We start from the raw sequence: 15,558 nt of genomic DNA on the forward strand, positions 1-15,558 counted from the left end.
TGATATGGCTCTAAACAGTTCCCGAAACAAAATGCACCCCCTGGGTGTGTCGGCGGTCGTAGCCTTTCTTGCCTTCGTTGGGTCAATGTTTTTCAATTATGTCCAGCAGAAAGCCCTTGTTCAAAAAGAGATGAACAGAGCGAAAGTAGAAGCGGATTCTCTACGGCGGTAAAACCCCTTTCCTCCGTCTCAGGGCGACCACACCGGTGGTTGCGCTCACTCCTTTCAGCGTTCTATTTCTTCCAAACTGGCCGACCGACGTACTTCGTCGGCCCAAAGCAGCCGGATTACCGGGTATGGCTGCCATCATCCGATCCGGAAAGCGCTCACCTCTGCTTTGCTGAATTGGACCATTCCCCTTAATTTGCGGTTCTACGCCAAAATCACGACAACTTAAGTGCAACGCAAAGTGTTCATTTAATAGCTTACTACCCCAAGCGGACAAGTCGCCGGGTATCGAATGACGTATGATTCGCTAAACAGAAAATCCCATTCATGAAACTGATAAAAGTTGCTGCTGGTGTTGTCAACCAGATCCCAATGGCCTGGGAACACAACCGCCGGAACATCATCGACGCCATTGAAGAAGCGAAAAGCCAGAAAGTCAGCATTTTATGCCTCCCTGAGTTGTGCATCACGGGCTATGGCTGCGAAGACATGTTCTTCTCCCACGAGCTGCTCGAACAGGCCAAACAAAGTTTGCTGGAGATTGTGCCGCACACCGACGGGATCATCGTGGCCGTCAGTCTACCATTGCGACTGGCCAATAACCGCACCTACGACACGGCCTGTCTGATCGCCAACAAGCGCATTCTGGGTTTCGTCTGCAAGCAGGTGTTGGCCAACAACGGCATTCACTACGAAACCCGCTGGTTTCAGCCCTGGACGCCCGGCGTGCGCGACGAAATTCAGATTGGCGAATTTTCGTATCCGGTGGGCGACTTGTTATTTGATGTTTCGGGCGTAAAGATCGGCTTCGAAATTTGCGAAGATGCCTGGATTTCAAACCGGCCGGGCCGTAGCCTCCACGAACGGGGCGTCGATATCATCCTGAATCCCAGCGCGAGCCACTTTGCCTTCTACAAATCACACGTCCGGGAACGGTTTGTGATCGACGGATCACGGGCGTTTGGCGTCAGTTACATTTACTGCAATCTGGTGGGCAACGAATCGGGCCGCGCCATTTTCGACGGCGACTCCATGATTGCCTCCAACGGCCAGTTGCTGGTGTCGGGAACGCGTTTCAGCTACGCCGACCACCTGATCGTTACCGCCGTCATCGACGTGGACGACACGCGACTCAGTCAGGCCCAGAACAAGGTCAACCTGGCTTATCTGTTTCCCAACCTGCGGGTGGCGGCTCAGTTCGATTTTCCGTTCGTAAAACCGGTGGTTCAGAAAGCCGAACTGGAATACTGGGAGCACGGCAATCATTTGAAAGAAGAAGAATTTGCGCGGGCCGTGGCACTGGCCCTGTTCGATTATTTGCGCAAAAGCCGCTCCCACGGTTTTGTGCTTTCGCTCAGCGGTGGGGCCGATTCGTCGGCCATTGCGGCCCTGGTGTCGCTCATGATCCGGATGGCCGACGAAAGCATCGGTCTGGACGCTTTTAAAAAGAAATTGGGGTACATCAAAAGCATCCAGAAGCTAAAAACCGTCGAAGAAATCTGCGGGGCCTTGCTGACGACCATGTATCAGGGAACCCAAAACAGCTCGACAGATACCTATGAGTCGGCGGAATCGCTGGCAAAGTCGGTGGGCGCCACGTTCTACAACATCAACATCAATGGGCTGGTCGAAACGTATACGAAGCTGATTGAAGACCAGTTGGGCCGTCCGCTGACCTGGGAAACCGACGATGTGGCCCTGCAAAACATTCAGGCACGGGTGCGCGCTCCGAGTGCGTGGCTGCTCGCCAACATCCAGAACGCGCTGCTGCTCTCGACCTCCAACCGCTCGGAAGCGTCGGTCGGTTACGCCACGATGGACGGCGACACGGCGGGCAGCATCTCCCCCATCGCCGGCATCGACAAACACTACCTCCGCGGCTGGCTGCGCTGGCTCGAAACCACCGGTGTGGGCGGCAAAATCAAAGTGGAAGGCTTGCAGAAAGTGAACAACCTGCAACCCACCGCCGAACTCCGCCCGCTCGACAAGAAGCAAACCGACGAAGAAGACCTGATGCCGTACGACGTGCTGAATGCGATCGAAAAATTCGGAATCCGGGATAAATTGTCGCCGAAAGAAGTGATGCAGCAGGTGGAAGTGGTGTTCGAAGGCCAGTATGACCGCGATAAACTGTACACCTCCGTCGACCGGTTTTTCCGGCTCTGGAGCCGCAACCAGTGGAAACGCGAGCGGTATGCGCCCTCCTTCCACGTCGACGACGAGAACGTAGACCCCAAAACCTGGTGCCGCTTCCCGATCCTGAGCAGCGGTTTCGAAAAAGAACTAGCCGAGTTGAAGGAATACGTCGAGGGCAACGAAGGACGGGGTCGGAAGGGGAAAATTGGGTTTTAGAAGCCCGTATCTGAATCAACCAGCATTTTTATACTTGTTTTTCCATTGTCTAATCAAAAAGGCCAACACGCAAACATTCCACTTAAACAGAATGTAAAACAAATAGCTGGCTCAACCGTGTTACGTGTTCAGCGGTAAGGATCGGTCACGGTTCCTACAGGAGCGCTTCATTTAACCCGTTGGTATGAATTCAAATACGGTTGCGCATTTTGATGCGGTTGTGATTGGGGTTGGACAGGCCGGAAATCCGCTGGCGACCGCCCTGGCCGAAAAAGGCTGGAAAACCGCCGTCATTGAACGGAATCACGTGGGCGGCACCTGCGTCAACGACGGTTGCACACCCACCAAAACCCTGATTGCTTCCGCCCAGATGGCCTACCAGGCCCGTCGTTCGGCCGAATTCGGGATCGAAACCGGCGACGTTCGGGTTGATCTGAAAAAGGTGATGGCGCGCAAAAACCGCATGGTGGAAACTTCCCGCAAAAACATCGAAACGCATTTTGCGGAGACCGAAAACCTGACGCTTCTTTTCGGAGAGGCCCGGTTTAGTGGCAAGAAACAAATCGAACTTTCACGGCTCGATGGAACCCGGCAGACCCTGACAGCCGACACTATTTTTATCAATGCCGGTTGCAGCCCGACAAAACCGGATCTGGCGGGCCTGGATACGGTTCCGTGGCTGACCTCGACGTCAATCATGGAGTTGGAGGAGGTTCCCGAACACCTGCTGATCCTCGGGGGCGGTTACATCAGTCTGGAATTTGGGCAGATGTTCCGGCGGTTTGGCAGTGAGGTCACGATCATCGAACAGGGTCGGCAACTCCTGAGCCGCGAAGACGCCGATGTGTCCGACGAAATGGCCAAAATCCTGGAAAAGGAAGGCATTACCATTCTTCTGGATACGGAAGTGCATCAGGTGAGCCGGGCAGAAAACAGCCTCATCGAATTGCAGGTATCAACGAATAAACTGGCCAGCCGACTCCGGGGTACGCACCTGCTGGTGGCCGTCGGCCGAACGCCCAATACCGAAGCACTTCATTTGGAGGTGGCCGGAATTGAAACGGACGAAAAAGGGTTTATCCAGGTAAATGACCGGCTGGAAACCAGCCAACCCGGTGTGTATGCGCTGGGCGACATCAAAGGCGGGCCGGAATTCACCCACATTTCGTACGACGATTACCGGATCGTGAACCAAAATTTACTGGAAAAGGGCAACACCAGCAAAGCCGACCGCCCGGTTCCGTATACCGTTTTTACCGATCCGCAACTGGGACGCATTGGGTTGAGCGAAAAAGAAGCCCGGCGGCAGGGAAAAACGATTAAAATTGCCAACATACCGATGTCGCTGGTGGCCCGCGCCCAGCAAATGAGCCAATGCGAAGGTCTGATGAAAGTCGTCATCGACGCTCCCACCAGCCAGATCCTCGGTGCGGCCATTCTAGGTTCGGAAGGCGGTGAAATCATGACCATTCTCCAGGTTGCCATGATGGGTCACCTACCCTATCAACAACTCCGGGATGCCATTTTTGCCCACCCAACGCTGGCCGAAGGACTCAATACGTTATTCACGAGGATGGACTAAATGATGCTACAAAATCCCGTTTTACCCAAAAACGCAACCTTGTCGGATGCTTACCAACGCGTTCGAAACTGGACGGAGCGGCTCTGTGCCTCGCTGGAAACGGAGGATTATGTCGTTCAGCCCACGGCCGACGTCAGCCCGCCTAAGTGGCATCTGGGCCACACCACCTGGTTTTGGGAGCATTTCATCCTGACACCACACGCCCCCGGTTACCGCATTTTTCACGATGATTTCAGCTTTGTTTTCAATAGCTACTACGAATCGGTGGGTCGGCGGGTGCTGCGGACCCAGCGCGGGAACCTGAGTCGCCCAACGGTGGCCGAAGTTTATCGCTACCGGGCCTACGTCGATGAAGCCATGAACCGGTTTTTAGCTAACCGTTCTGCAAGCGCTGAACTCGAAAACCTGATTGAACTGGGCCTGAACCACGAGCAGCAACACCAGGAATTGCTCATCACCGACATCAAATACATTCTGGGACACAATCCGCTTTTTCCGGCCATCGACATGCCAGTCAATGAGCAGCTTGCAGATTTACCAATTCCGACTATTGAAATACCAGAGGGAATCTATTCCATTGGTTTTCAGCCGGAAGCGGGCGGTTTTTGTTTTGATAATGAGCTGGGGTTTCACCGGGTTTACCTGCATGAAACCACCCTCGACGGCCAATTGGTTACCAACGCCGACTACCTGGAATTTATCGAAGCGGGCGGCTACCGTCAGTTTCAGCACTGGTTGTCGGATGGCTGGGCCTGGGTGAAGGCCAACGGGATCGAAGCACCTCTGTACTGGCACCGAGTTGAAGACCAATGGAATACCTACACGTTTTCCGGCCTTCAACCCATCGATCTGACTTTGCCGGTTTGCCACGTCAGCTATTACGAAGCCGATGCGTACGCCCGCTGGCGCGGTCGGCGTTTGCCGACCGAAGCGGAGTGGGAAACGGCCGCCCTCCTACCCGCCAATCACCGCCTGGCCTGGGGCCTGCGCTGGGAGTGGACGGGATCGGCTTACCTGCCCTACCCCGGTTTTAAAACCGCCGAAGGTGCGGTGGGTGAATACAATGGCAAATTCATGAGTGGCCAGATGGTCCTTCGCGGAGGGTCCGTTGCTACGCCGGAAGGACACAGCCGCCCCACGTACCGAAATTTTTTCCAACCCGACAAACGATGGCAATTCACCGGCATTCGGCTGGCAGCCCTCTGAATGCTGACCTCTCCATGACAAAAATAGATTCATCGTTGAATGACTCGCTGGTGCTGCAAAGCGACTTCGCGAATGAAGTGGGCACCGGCCTGACCAAAACGCCGAAGCGGTTGCCGTCGCGCTTCTTTTATGATGACGAAGGAAGCCGCCTGTTTGCGGAAATCATGCACCTGCCCGAATACTACCTGACCCGCTCCGAATACGAGATTCTGGATACCAATCAGGAAGAACTGCTCCGGCTCTTTGCCTCCGACGGCCGGCCTTTCGAGTTGATCGAACTGGGAGCTGGCGATGGCCTGAAAACCAAAATCCTGTTGAATCATTTCTGGTCGGAACAGGCGGATTTCACGTACGTTCCCGTCGATATTTCCCAGGCTGCCATCGATAACCTGACGGCGGATATTCGGAAAAAGTGGCCTCAAATGCCGATTCAGCCCCGGCACGACAATTATTTTAACGCCATCGAACAGTTATCGAACCGCACGGAAACTGTCCAGAACCGTCCCCGGCTGGTGGTGCTCTTTCTGGGATCGAACATCGGCAACTTCTCTCCCACCGAAGCCCGCGATTTTTTCCGGCAAATCAGCCAGTCGCTGCAACCGGGTGATCTGGTGCTGACGGGGTTTGATCTGCAAAAACATCCGGCGGTCATTCATGCAGCTTACAACGACCGGCAGGGTTTAACGAGGGCTTTCAACCTGAATCTGCTTCGGCGAATCAACCGCGAACTGAACGCCAATTTCGACCTCTCCGCCTTCGATCACTACGAAATGTATCATCCCGAAACCGGTGAGGCCCGGAGTTATCTCGTCAGCCAGAAAGAACAAACCGTAACAATTCGGGATCTGAACCTGACCGTGCCGTTTGGATACGGCGAGATCATTCACACCGAAATTTCACGCAAATTTACCCGGGAGGGCATTGCCCAACTGGCCGAGCAAAGCGGTTTCGAACTGACCAACTGGTTTACGGATTGCAAACATTACTTTGCCGATGTTATTTTTCGGAAATAAAACACCCCTGGAAACGCCGGTTTGCAATCGTTTCCGGGGGTATTACGGGATTCATTATACGCAGCTCATCAGACCAGTTCAGCCGCACGACGGAACGCGCCCGCGTGCTCTTTGACGAAATCACCATACGAACGGGGTACTCTTCCCAGCAGTTTCGTCAACACCTCAAGTTGATCCGCAGATGCCTTCAGACCCTGCGTCTGGAAAAGATCGTACATCTGAACCCAATCGTCTACCAACCACCCCGGTAGCCATTGTTTTGCCTGGGTAGCCCACGCCTGAAGATCGTTACCGGCATACCGGACATCATATCCGAGGTGTTCCGTCAGAATCCGGGCGGTGGATTCTCCTGTTAAAATTTCAGGACCCACCAACGGAATCCGCTGGCCGTCGTATTCATCCGTCAGCAGCACCCGGACGGCGGCCTCCGCAATGTCGCGCACATCGACCCGGCTCAATCCACCACTGCCGTAGGGCTGGGTATATAATCCGTAGTTCGTGATGCCGTCTTTGAAAAAGAAATCGTTCTGGAAAAAATTATTGGGGCAAATGAAAACGTAATTCAAACCTGACCCCAGAATGGCTTTTTCAATGGCAATTTTCGTATGAAAGTGGGGAATATGCGCGCCTTCGTGAACGTTGTGAATGCTTTGGTACACGATTTTTTTTACCCCCGCCCGCCGGGCTGCTGCCACGGCATACGAGCCCTGTGCGATTTCGGTATGCCCCTGCCGGTTGAGCAAAAAGACGCGGTCGATGCCGTCAAACGCTTTGGGTAAAGTGGCGGGTTCGTCCAGATTACCGATGGCGGCTTCTACCCCTTCGGGCAACAAAACGGCTTTTTCGGCGGAGGTGACCAGCACGCGGACGGCTTGCCGGTGGCGCAGAAGTTCGCTGACAATCGGGCTTCCGACGGTGCCCGTTCCGCCGATGACTAAAGTTTTCATGGTGTTTGGTTTGTGTTGTTTACGGTTTCAAAGGTGGGCGGTTTTGCCCACCATCCCAATAAGCAAACCCACGAAACGGAAAAAGCCGGGGTTGAAGTGTCTCCTCTCCCGGCTCGTTATCCCAAATACATCCCCTGTCAGATCGAAATTAAAAAGGTTAGCTGGCACAAGCAGATGCTTCACCGTACCTTTGCGGCATGAAATTTCTCCTGCCCGGCCTGCTGTTTGCCGCTTTGTGGGCCTCCGCTTCGGCGGCCACTAAATTTGGTGTCCTGTCGGCCGATCCGCTCATCCTGGCCAACGTCCGATTCCTGATTGCCGGGCCGCTGATGCTCCTCGTAGCCCACGGTCTACAGCGCAAATCGCTCCCCAACCGCACCGAATTCGGGCGTTTGACGGTCTTTGCCCTCTTGAATACCACCATCTACCTCGGTGCCTTCGTTCTGGCCATCAAACAGGTTTCTGCCGGGATTGGCAGCCTGTCGACGGCCACCAGCCCGCTGTTTATCACACTGCTTTCTGCCATCTGGCTAAGTCGCCCCATCCGCTGGTACGAAGCTGCGGGCATTGTGTTCGGCATGGCGGGGGTTTGGGTGGTCACCTATCCGCTTCTCCAGAACAGTTTTGCCACGATTCCGGGTTTATTGATTCTGCTGGGCGGTATGGTTTCGGTATCGGCGGCAACGGTCTATTACGCCCGTTTTACCTGGAAGCTCCCGAGTCTGGTCATCAATGGCTGGCAGGTGCTGATTGGTGGTCTGTTGCTGTTGCCTTTCACGCTTCTATTTGCCGATTTTGAACCGTCGCATTTCGACGCCCGGTTCTGGTGGTCCATTTTCTGGCTGATCATTCCGGTTTCCGTCGTTGCCCTCCAACTCTGGTTCTATCTGGTCCGGCAGGATGCCGTTCAGGCGTCGCTCTGGCTGTTCCTTTGCCCGATTTTTGGTTTCGGGTATGCCGCCGTTCTCCTGGACGAACCCCTCTCAATTTACACCTTAATCGGCACGGTACTGGTATTGATGGGCCTGTATCTGGGGCAACGCGACAAGTTCAAGCGGCCCTGACAGTGCCGGGCCGTCGTACGGTCGAAGCCCCGGTCAGCGGCTAAACCCGGTCAGTTACAATGACCCAGTATGCAGCCAAAATCTCTATTACAGTTCCACAGTTTTTGCATGCGCTAAGGAGCCTAAAAATAGGCAACCCTGTCAGGGTCTCCGACCGCTGACAGGATTCTTCTCCCCGCTTTTTTCAAAAAAACCGGGTTCAAAAAAACACTCCTTCTGTCCACCAAAATACCCCTGATAATCAACTAATTAATACCCTAAAATAATTGTAAAATCCGGAACACCAAACCGTCTTTTTATGTTCTTATTATATGAACGAGAACACAGAAAAATTGACGACTCAAGAGGGCAAACTGGTGTCGTTTGTGCCAGCCCAGCCCGTGGACGAAACCTGGCGGAAATCCATTCCGGCGCAGGTGTTTCTAAACCACTTCTTCGCGATTGATTTTCACATTCAACGACAAAACGATCTATTCGATCTCCGTCGTTTTCCCCTCTTTCAGGACTTTGCACCCGCCGTTTCCGACGAACAGCGCAAGGCTTTGGAAAAGTTGCTACTCAATAGCTGGAGTGCCGAATATGCCCTCCGGATTACGCCGGTGGTGAATGACAACCAGTATCTGCAAAGCTCGCTGCACTGGACGTTCCCGCAGGCCTATTACAGCGTTTTGTTCAGCGTACGCGCTTTCCTGCACACGATGGGAGAACCGGTCAGCAATGAGGAGATCATTCGCCGGCGCATCGGAAACATGGTTGTCCGGGGCTATTACCCGGCTTCGGTGGGTTTCTATGCATCCGGCCCGTTGAATGGCTACCGGACGATGCGGTTGCCACTGGCGAAGTTCGATATTGCGAAACCGGACCTAACGCTGCCTTCGCGCGAGTCGGCCGCCCAGATTGAGATTGCCCAGTTTCTGAAAACCTCCCGCGACCGGCGCATCAAAGCCCTGCGGCAGGCGATTCAGAACAATCCCAAAACCGCATTACGGAGTGCACGGACAGGCAAGGTTCTGCAAAAATTTGGCGTTGATCAATACAAGCAGTTGGGGAAACAGATTGGCTACACGACGTATTTCGACGCGCTGAGCCGACTGCGGATTTCGTCGAGTAACCGCGAAATCGAGCGGTTTGTCGAATCGGAAATCGATGTTCGGTTGTTTCACGAAAGCCTAGTCAACATCGTGTCGCATATCAATGCCGTTCACGAAGCCTACATTGCCAAAGCACTCGGTATTCAGGGGTATAAAAATCTGATTGCCAAACTGCCCTCCTACCTTCAGGAAGGATTCCTGCGCGATCGGCTGAACACGGTGATCGAACCGATGCTGCGGCCTGAACAACAGGAACTGCGCATTGCAGCGTAAAATTTCAGATAATCATAAATGTAAAATGATGAATGATAAATGTAAACGTGTTGGCTTCACATCCCTTTTTACATTTATCATTCATCATTTTACATTTATGATTGCTTTCTTTTATTTCTCTTCCAGATACAATCGGCATTTTTCCAGATATTGACCAACGGGCGGCATTTCAACCTCCGTTTCCTTGGCCAGTTCATCCCAGCCGCGAACCTGCAAAATGCCCCGGAAATACGGATTGGCTTCAAACGCCTGGGCTTCCTCCGCCGACATCGGCCCACCCTGAAATTCCAGCGTTTTCAGGCTGGCTTCCGAGAGTTTGTTGAAATAAGCGGGATTCTTATACGTCAGATACCGCTTCGCATTGACGTGGTGCTCAATCAGTTGGGCGACTTTCTCCGAAAAACCGCGTTCCCGCAGCCAGTCCGCGCCCAGCTTTTCATGATCAACGCGACCGTATTCATCCATATGATCTTCCGCCAGATCCGACGGCAGCAGATGACCAATATCGTGCAGAAAAGCCGCAATGATCGTTTCATCGTCAGCCCCGGCCCGCTCGGCCAGCATCGCCGATTGCAACATGTGTTCCAGTTGCGAAACGGGCTCCCCGTAATAATCATCCGATCCATGCTGATCAAACAGCTCGGTGATTTCAGTAATTGTCTGCTCGGTGTTCATTTTTTGAATGAGTGATTGAGTGATTGGGCGATTGAGTGAATAGGGTGCCAGGAATCCGGCAGGTTATTCACTCAATCGCCCAATCACTCAATCACAATTGGTTATTTGTCCCACCACACGGCGGTGTTGATATCGTTAACTCCCTGGCGGGCGATGGCTGCTTCGACTGACGCTTTGTTCAGGCTCAGTTCCGAACTGGGATATGGGAACCGGATTGGAACCTTGTTGCCGTTCAGATTCGACGGACCCGGTTTGATGGCGGGGAAACCCGTCCGGCGCCAGTCGAACCACCCCTCCAAACCGCTGTAAAATAACGCAATCCATTTCTGAGTTCCAATCAATTCGAGGGCTTTTGCATCGGTGAAGGCCACATCCGCCTGGGCCAGATAACCCGCCGGAACGTCCAGACCGTAATAGCCGAAGGACGCTGCAATGCCTTTTTCGTAATAGCTTTTGGCATCGCCGGTAATCAGTTTCTTCTGGGCAGCTTCGGCCAGAATGAACTGCAATTCTGCGTAGGTCATGATGATGCCTTTGGCAATGTTCAGATTAGCTTCGGTTGGCGTACCAAAACCGTCGATGTAATACGTGGCTCCCACCCGCGAAACGTTCTGAGCCCCCCCATTGTAGGTCAGCGCCGAGTTATCGTCCAGACCATTCGGCACACCAACATAGGCCGGTTTTCCAGCGGCTACCGACGCCACCGTCGGACGGGCAAAAACCGCCAGACGCGAATCATTCAATTGGGTCAGTTTGTCGCCCAGCGTTTTGCTCAACCGAAACTCATCGAACGAACCCACCCGCGCAGTGTAAAGCGGGAACTGGTTCGGAACCGTCGGCAGATACCGCAAAGCCGCATTGTCGGAATTGCTCGTAAAAACCGGCGTCGTCGTCGGGTTGCTCACAATCGCCTGCAAATCCGCCTTGATGTCGCGTTTGTTCGAAATCCGCATCAGATACCGCACCCGGAGCGAATTGGCCATTTTCTTCCATTTCGTCACATCACCCCCGAACAGAATATCCCCGTTGACAACGCCGTTTTCCGGGGCCAGCAACGCACTGGCATCGGCCAGATCTTTCAGAATCCCGTTGTAAATGACTTCCTGCGTATCGTATTTGGGGAAATAAGCTGCGTCTTTACCTTTGGTGGCTTCCGTATAAGGCGCATCCCCGTAGGCATCCGTCACCAGCGACATCATCCACGCCTTCATCACCAGCGCAACGGCCTGGTAGTTTTTCTGAACCGGTGTCGTGCTCGACGCGATGTTGTACATGTTCTGCACTTCCCGAAGCGTCGAATACGTCGTGTTCCAGATTCCGTTCTGTTCACCCCACAGATACCGGTCTTCGTTTACAAACTGAATTTTAGCCGTATACTGCATCACGCTGTTGCCGATGCCCCAGGCGGTTCCCATGTTCTCGTTGACCGTCGACCGGATGATGTTCGGCAGGAGCAGATCCGCCGTGACGGTATTCGGAACGTTGGGGTTGGTATTGATCTCTTCAAACTCGTTGTCGCAGGACGTGCCGACAGCAATCAGCAGCGTCAGGCAGGCGACTAATTTTAGATATGTTTTTTTCATAAGAATGTTGTGGTTGAATGGCTGAATGATTTTAATGGCTGGATGGTCAAATGGTTAGAATGGTTAAATGGCTACCGGAATCGTAAACTATCCAACCATTTTTAACAATCTTAACCATCTAACCATTTTTAACCATCTAACCTTGAACAGCTTACAGGTTGAAAGATAAGTTTACACCGTAGTTACGCGCCGACGGGATGGCGACCGATTCAGAACCCGGAATGATGGTTCCGCCCGATACCGAAGCGGTTTCCGGATCGATGTGCGGCACTTTGGTCCACAAGAACAGGTTGCGGCCCACCAGCGATAGCGTCACGTTCCGGAACGGCAGTTTTTTGCCCAGAATCGAGTTCGGCAGCGAATAGCCCAGTTTCACTTCACGCAACTTGGTGAACGACGCATCGAAAATGGCGTCTTCCAGCACCCGGCGACCGAGTGTAAAGGCCGTGTGCCACTCGCGGGCCGAAATCCGGCGGGCATTGGCGGCAAACTGGCCTTCCCCGGTTTTCACGACGCCCGGCACCACATAGTACGTTCCGGCCGGGGCATTGGTAAACGTCTTGTCAACCGAGTTGTCGTAATAGCCATTCTCGCGACCCTGCAAGGTTTCAACCAACTGACCCGCTTCACGACCCACGACGTAGGTGTGGGAATAGACCTCTCCGCCTTTGCGGATATCGAACAGGAAGCTCAGGTTGAACCCTTTGTATTTGAACGAGTTGTTGATTCCCGCCAGCCAGTCCGGGTTGTAATTCCCCAGCTTTTGCAGGGTCGTCGTTGAAATCGGCCGACCGTCGGCAGTGATCACCATCTGACCCACATTCTGGCCGGTTGGGTCGTAATACGGGCTTTTCGGATCGCTGCTAACGCGCTCGTAGGCGTATCCGTACATGTCACCCATGCGCTCGTTGACGCGGGCCTGCACCGAGAAATACCGGTTGGCCAGTTCATAGGTCGAAACGCCGTTGGCCAGTTCGAGGACTTTGCTGCGGTTGCGCGAGAAATTGACGTTCATGTCCCAGCGGAAACCAATGTTGTCCATCCGGATCGGTGTCAGGTTCAGCATCACCTCAATCCCGTTGTTCTGAATCCGGCCCGCGTTCTGCACAATCTGGCTGTAACCCGTGGTGCCCGAAAGCGGCAGGAAGATGATCTGGTTTTTACTGATCGTGTTGTAATACGTGAAGTCCAGCCCCACCCGGTTTTTCAGGAACCGCAGATCAAAACCGTATTCCTGCGAACTGCTGATTTCCGGTTTCAGACTCAGGTTCGGAATCCGCGTCGATTCGCTGAAGGTTGGCGTCGTTCCCCAGGGTGTTCCCGGATTGAAGGGCTGCGAAAACTGGTAGGGTTCGGTGTCATTTCCAACCTGCGCATAGCCCGCCCGAACTTTGGCGAACGATACCCATTCCGGCAGTTTCACCCAGTCGCTTACCACCGCACTGAGCGTTCCCGACCAGTAGAAATACGAATTATCGGCCATACCGACCACGCCCTGCGGCAGCGTCAGCGTGCTCGACCAGTCGTTCCGGCCCGTCATTTCCAGCGTTAATTTATCGAGGTACGTCAATTGCGCCGACGCAAACATACTGTTGATCCGGCGATCGGAGCGGTTTTGCGAGTATTCGAGCGGAACCCGGCTGTTGTTCAGGCTATACACGCCCGGAACCGTCAACTGGGGGGCGAAATTGTCGATGTAGTCGTATTTGTTCAGCCGTTGATTTCCACCCAATGTGCCGCTGAGCGTAAAGGCGTCGTTGAGTCGTTTGTCTACCAGGAACAACAGGTCGGTGTTGCGCTCCATCGTTTTCACGGCTTCGCGCCGGTACGAACCATACGGATACCGCTGCGTACTGAAGGCCCGCTGCCGAACCCGCAGTTCATCCTGGTAATCGACCTGTGTCCGGCCCTGCACCGACAGCCAATCCGTCAGTTGATACGACAGCGTGACGTTCCCGATCACGCGGTTGATGTCCTGACCGTTGGTATTTTCGTACATGTTAAAGTACGGGTTGTCGTGGTAGTTGTAGTTGAAGTTGAACTGCTGGATGCCTTCCAGACCTGGTTGCCAGTAGTTCCGCATCGACGCCATGTCGATGTGACGGCCCCACCAGCAGTTGAGCAGATACATGATGTTTTCCGTCCCGTAGCTCAGGTTCGGGCGGTTGTCGCTGTGGTTGCGGATGTAACTCACGTTCGTCCGCGCCGTGAAGCGATCAGTCAGTTTGTAACCGGCATTGACGTTGAAGGTGTTCCGCGTCAAATCCGTGTTGGGAACAAAGCCTTTCTGATCCAGGTTGGTAAACGACATCCGGAAATCGCCCTTGTCGTTGCTGCCCGTTACGGCAACGTTATTCGTTACGATGCGACCGGTTTCGAAGAAATCGCGGATGCTGTTCGGGTGCGCAATGAACGGCGTGGGTGTTGCCACGCCCGGCCCACCCGGCACTTTGGTATCACCGGCCCGGTAGCCTTTATCGGTGGGCGAATCGTGCTGAACGATCAGCCGACCGTCCATTTTTGGGCCCCAGCTTTCGTCGACACCGTCGCGCAAACCTCCCCCGGAACCGTCTTTAAAGGCAAATTCGCCGTTCAATCCCTGGCCGTAAACATTCTGGTAATCAGGCAGTCGCAGCACAGATTCAAACGTCACGTTGGAGTTGACACTAACGCCGATGCCCTTGGTGCCCTTGCCGGTTTTGGTCGTGATCACCACCACACCGTTGGCCGCCCGCGAACCGTAGAGTGCCGTGGCGCTGGCTCCTTTTAAAACCGTCATCGTTTCGACGTCATCCGGATTGATAAAACCGGCCCCGTTTCCGTAGTCGGCGTCCTGGTTATTCCGCCCCGATGAACCGACGAAGTTGTTATTGATCGGCAAGCCGTCGATCACAAACAGCGGCTGGTTGGCGTTGATGTTCAGCGACTTTTCGCCCCGGATCGTGATCCGCGACGAGCCCCCGATCCCGGATGGGCTGTTGACGACGGTCACCCCCGCAATTTTCCCCGCCAACTGGCTGACCAGGTTGGTTTCGCGGGCCTGCGAAAGCGCCGAATTGTCGATTTTCTGGGTCACGTAGCCGAGGTTACGCTGCTGTTTGGAAATCCCCAACGCCGTCACGACCACTTCGTTCAGGGCTTGTGTGGAAACCGTCAGCGTAACATTGATCGTCGTTTTGGAACCGACCGGCACTTCCTGCGCTTCAAATCCGATAAAAGAATAAATTAAAACCGATGACGGATTCGGAACGTTCAGTGTATACGTTCCGTCGGTGCGGGTGGTCGTACCGGACGTAGTGCCTTTCACCAGAATCGAAACGCCCGGCAGCGCCTGCCCGCCTTCCGACGATACAACCTTGCCGGTAATGGTCTGGGCCAGCAAAGGCAAGCCCATCAATAAAATAGCCAGAGTCAGGACGGCCCGACGAAAACTGACCCTTCCTGCCCGAATCGAAGAAGGTAGCTTTTGTGTCATAGTGTAGTTTGGATGTTCCGGTTTTACGGAAAGTTGAACGATGGATACGAAACGATGGATGCTTTTACGAAACCGCAAAAGTACCCGGCACTTGTGTCGGAATTATTACCGAATTATGAACTTTATACT

Annotated in this window: 10 protein-coding genes; 6 read left to right on the forward strand and 4 right to left on the reverse strand. The window is 53.8% G+C overall.

Annotation, left to right across the window (positions count from 1 at the left end; all coding sequences use genetic code 11):
* The first annotated feature begins 495 nt into the window (after positions 1-495).
* From nadE to egtD, 4 genes are all read left to right on the forward strand, one after another.
* Entirely contained in the window at positions 496-2,520 is a 2,025-nt protein-coding gene (nadE, locus tag F0P93_RS24525; RefSeq protein WP_150880379.1) for an NAD(+) synthase, read from the forward strand.
* A 184-nt stretch (positions 2,521-2,704) separates the two neighbouring features.
* Positions 2,705-4,102 carry a mercuric reductase gene (locus tag F0P93_RS24530; protein ID WP_150880380.1) on the forward strand — a complete coding sequence of 466 codons (1,398 nt, stop codon included), beginning with the start codon at positions 2,705-2,707 and terminating at the stop codon, positions 4,100-4,102.
* 3 nt (positions 4,103-4,105) lie between these two features.
* Positions 4,106-5,308 carry an ergothioneine biosynthesis protein EgtB gene (gene egtB / locus F0P93_RS24535; protein ID WP_150880381.1) on the forward strand — a complete coding sequence of 401 codons (1,203 nt, stop codon included), beginning with the start codon at positions 4,106-4,108 and terminating at the stop codon, positions 5,306-5,308.
* A 14-nt stretch (positions 5,309-5,322) separates the two neighbouring features.
* Entirely contained in the window at positions 5,323-6,321 is a 999-nt protein-coding gene (egtD, locus tag F0P93_RS24540; protein WP_225309626.1) for an L-histidine N(alpha)-methyltransferase, read from the forward strand.
* A 68-nt stretch (positions 6,322-6,389) separates the two neighbouring features.
* Here egtD and F0P93_RS24545 read toward each other — a convergent pair whose 3' ends face one another.
* Entirely contained in the window at positions 6,390-7,268 is an 879-nt protein-coding gene (locus F0P93_RS24545; RefSeq protein WP_150880383.1) for an SDR family oxidoreductase, read from the reverse strand.
* A 197-nt stretch (positions 7,269-7,465) separates the two neighbouring features.
* Between F0P93_RS24545 and F0P93_RS24550 the strand changes: the two genes are divergently transcribed.
* Positions 7,466-8,332, forward strand: coding sequence for a DMT family transporter (locus tag F0P93_RS24550; protein WP_150880384.1), 867 nt, complete (start codon positions 7,466-7,468; stop codon positions 8,330-8,332).
* A gap of 311 nt (positions 8,333-8,643) precedes the next feature.
* Positions 8,644-9,696, forward strand: coding sequence for a hypothetical protein (locus tag F0P93_RS24555; RefSeq protein ID WP_225309627.1), 1,053 nt, complete (start codon positions 8,644-8,646; stop codon positions 9,694-9,696).
* 111 nt (positions 9,697-9,807) lie between these two features.
* Here F0P93_RS24555 and F0P93_RS24560 read toward each other — a convergent pair whose 3' ends face one another.
* From F0P93_RS24560 to F0P93_RS24570, 3 genes are all read right to left on the reverse strand, one after another.
* Complete coding sequence (locus F0P93_RS24560; protein WP_150880385.1) at positions 9,808-10,371, reverse strand: phosphonate degradation HD-domain oxygenase; 564 nt, start codon at positions 10,369-10,371, stop codon at positions 9,808-9,810.
* A 101-nt stretch (positions 10,372-10,472) separates the two neighbouring features.
* Positions 10,473-11,954, reverse strand: coding sequence for a SusD/RagB family nutrient-binding outer membrane lipoprotein (locus tag F0P93_RS24565; protein WP_150880386.1), 1,482 nt, complete (start codon positions 11,952-11,954; stop codon positions 10,473-10,475).
* Between the two features lie 151 nt (positions 11,955-12,105).
* Positions 12,106-15,429 (reverse strand): SusC/RagA family TonB-linked outer membrane protein, encoded by a 3,324-nt coding sequence (locus tag F0P93_RS24570; protein ID WP_150880387.1) that lies wholly within the window; start codon positions 15,427-15,429, stop codon positions 12,106-12,108.
* Positions 15,430-15,558: the final 129 nt, after the last annotated feature.

This window comes from Larkinella humicola, from assembly GCF_008727875.1.
In the GTDB taxonomy this organism is placed as follows: domain Bacteria; phylum Bacteroidota; class Bacteroidia; order Cytophagales; family Spirosomataceae; genus Larkinella; species Larkinella humicola.